Below are 3040 nucleotides of genomic sequence, written 5' to 3'. Positions count from 1 at the left end.
CGAGTTCGGCGGGATCGACGTCGTCGTCAACAATGCCTCGGCCATCGATCTTTCCCGGACCCGCGACGTCAGTATGAAGCGCTATGACCTGATGGCCGACATCAACGTCCGGGGTACCTTCCTGTTGAGCAAGTTGGCCCTGGATGCCCTGCTCGCCTCAAGCAACCCCCACATCCTGACCCTGTCGCCGCCGCTGAACCTGGAGCCGCGCTGGGCCGGGATCCACCTGGCCTACACGATGGCCAAATACGGCATGAGCCTGACCACGCTCGGGCTGGCCGAAGAGTTCAGGGCCGAAGGAATAGCGGTCAACTCGCTCTGGCCGCAGACCCTGATCGACACCGCAGCAATCCGGAACCTGCCCGGCGGTGAGCAGATCGTCAATGGCGCACGAAGCGCGGAGATTGTCGCCGATGCGGCGCACGCCATCCTGGTGCGCCCATCCCGTTCCTGCACCGGCAACTTCTTCACCGACGAAGGCGTGCTGCGCGAGGAAGGCGTCACCGACTTCACCGGTTACAGCCTGGGAGCAGCCGAGGATCAGTTGGTCCCCGACATCTTCCTTTAGCCGGAGGTGACCCTGGTCCAGCCCTGACAGTGCAGTGCGTTGCACTGCACTGGCGGTCTTTGCTGTGACCCGGCCGCTTCGTTTTCCATCATTTCCTTCTCCGGGTGTCTACTCGCGTTTCAAAAGGTGCATGCGTTGCCTGCAATGCATGCATTTGTGGATCGCCAGGTGCATGCACTGCCTGCATTGCATGCACCTTTTAGAACGGGCACCCACCCCGTGCACAACTTTTGCGGGGCACCCGCCACAGCTGCCCGAAGGCCATCATCAGCCCGGTCAAAGCCACGCTGGGTAAGATCAGAGCATGACCTCCCGCTATTCCAACCTCGAACGCCCCGGATTGGATGAAGCGGCGCTCCGGAACGCCCTCTGTTCGCCCCAGGGACCCTACGGGCGGCTCGAGGTTGTGGCCGAGACCGGATCCACCAACACCGAGCTCGCTGACCACGCCAAAAACCACGCCGCTGACTGGCCGGACCTCAGCGTCTTGACCGCCGAACAGCAAAGCGCCGGGCGTGGACGGCTGGATCGTCCATGGATTGCCCCCGAACGTTCCTCGCTGATCGTGAGCATTTTGCTCCGCCCGCACAACCCTGCAGGCAGACCGCTGCCCACGCAGAGCTACTCGTGGCTCTCCCTCCTCGCCGCCCTCGCCCTGGCGGAGGGCGTCGAGGAACGTACCGAGATCAGACCCCAGCTCAAGTGGCCCAACGATGTGCTGGTCGACGGGCGCAAGCTCGCCGGAGTGCTGGCCCAACTGGTCCCCGGCACCAACGGGGGGCCCGCAGCGGTCATTGTCGGAGTGGGCGCCAACGTGTCCCTGACCGACCAGGAACTACCGGTCCCCACCGCAACCAGCCTGCTGCTGGAATACGCCAAGACCACCGACCGGAACGTGCTGCTGCGTGCTTTCCTGCGCCGGTTCGCTGACCTCTACGCCGCGTTCCGGGCCGTCGACGGCGACGCCCGCCGGGAGTGGCCGGACGGTACCTCCCTCGCCCAGCGGGTCAGCGACCGGATGGTCACGCTCGGCCAGGATGTGCGGGTGGAACTCCCGGGGGGCGTTGAACTCCTCGGCCGGGCGCTGGGCCTCGACGAGCACGGTGCACTGCTGGTTCGCGACTACGACGACGAGCGGCACACCGTCACGGCCGGCGACGTCGTGCACGTCCGGCCGGTCTCCTGACGTGGGCGGCTGAGCGGTTGTGCGTCTTAAGCTTGCGCCGGGCGAGCACGTCATCGTGCGCACCCGGCCCCACCCGAGGCCGCTGCTGGTGCCGTTCATCGGCACGCTGGTGGTGCTGGCGGGGGCAGGATTCGCGCTCGGTCTGCTGAGCCGCGACTCGCTGCCGACCGAGGTGCTCGAATGGGTGCCCCTAGGGGTGATCCTGGTGCTGGCGGTCGCGGTTCTGATTCTGCTGCGGATCTTTGTCCGCCCGCTGCTGCGGTGGTGGGGCACGCGCTACATTCTGACCAGCCGGCGGCTCATCAGCCGTCGCGGACTCTCCACCCGGCGCGAGCAGGAGATTGCGCTCGCCAGCATCTACCAACTGGACACCAGCCAGACACTGCTCCAGCGCTCCACGGGTGGCGGAAACCTGACCGTGGACCTGGGCCGCGACCGGACGGTCGTCTACCCGGACGTGCCACAAGTGCACACCTTCAAACAGTTCATGGTCGAAGCGATCGGGGACCTCCCACTGACCGTCATGTTTGATGGTGTAGACATGGAAGCTGACCCGGTGCATGACCTCGAGGGTTACTGACACCAGATGAGCGATTACGGACGGGAGAAGAGCGAATGACTGCTGACGATCAGCCCGACCTGGGCCAGGACGAGCCAGCGACCGATGCTGCTCCTGCCCCGGCAGGGGAGGACGCGTCGTCCCCTTTGACGCCGGAGGTGGTCCCGGTCCCGCAGCAGGACCTGTCCCGCGAGGCGATCCGGAACCTGGAAATAGAACTGCTGGGCGCCGAGCGAACCCTCCGACGCCGCGACGTTGCGGCCGGTGCTGGCGTGTCGCTGCTCTCGGCGCGCAAGCTGTGGCGGGCCATGGGCTTCCCGAACATCTCCGACGAGGACGTGGCTTTCACCGAGAAGGACCAGGATGCGCTGATTACCATCATCGAACTCGTCCGCAGTGACAAGGTCTCCGAGAACGCGGCAATCTCCATCACCCGCGCCATTGGCCAGATGACTGACCGGATGGTGGTTTGGCAGATCGAAGCCCTCGTCGAAGAGATGGCGGCGCAGCGGGAAATTTCCGATGCGGCTGCCCGGAAGGCCCTGGTCGCCGAGCTTCCCGAACTTATCGCACCCCTGGAAAAGACACTGGTTTACGCCTGGCGACGCCAACTGAACGCGGCAGTGCAACGGTTGGCGTTGCGCGCCGAATCCGGGCTGCAGGCCAGTGCCGAAGGCAGGTTGGGTGACGAGGACGATGCCCCGCTGCCGCTGGCCCGCGCCGTCGG

Annotated in this window: 3 protein-coding genes and 1 pseudogene; all 4 read left to right on the top strand. The window is 65.6% G+C overall.

The window, feature by feature from the left end; translation table 11 throughout:
- The coding region (locus K728_RS0112665; protein WP_443110981.1) for an SDR family oxidoreductase at window positions 1–568 on the top strand (568 nt) is incomplete at its 5' end.
- 304 nt (window positions 569–872) lie between these two features.
- The gene (locus K728_RS0112660) at window positions 873–1754 is read left to right on the top strand and encodes a biotin--[acetyl-CoA-carboxylase] ligase (protein ID WP_024476950.1); all 882 of its coding nucleotides are present in this window, start codon (window positions 873–875) and stop codon (window positions 1752–1754) included.
- Between the two features lie 19 nt (window positions 1755–1773).
- A complete protein-coding gene (locus K728_RS0112655; RefSeq protein WP_024476949.1) occupies window positions 1774–2334 on the top strand; it encodes a PH domain-containing protein in 561 nt (186 codons plus the stop codon).
- 35 nt (window positions 2335–2369) lie between these two features.
- A pseudogene (locus tag K728_RS0112650) lies at window positions 2370–3040 on the top strand (adenylate/guanylate cyclase domain-containing protein); the annotation flags it as partial.

The sequence above is a fragment of the Arthrobacter sp. CAL618 genome (genome assembly GCF_000468215.1).
Taxonomy (GTDB): Bacteria; Actinomycetota; Actinomycetes; order Actinomycetales; family Micrococcaceae; genus Arthrobacter_D.
Note: the sequence above shows the minus strand (reverse complement) of the source record. Positions and strands in the feature narration are given on the sequence as shown.

Bases quoted from the DNA above. Each gene is read 5' to 3' on its own strand.
- K728_RS0112660 (WP_024476950.1), top strand. From the start codon at position 873: ATGACCTCCCGCTATTCCAACCTCGAACGCCCCGGATTGGATGAAGCG.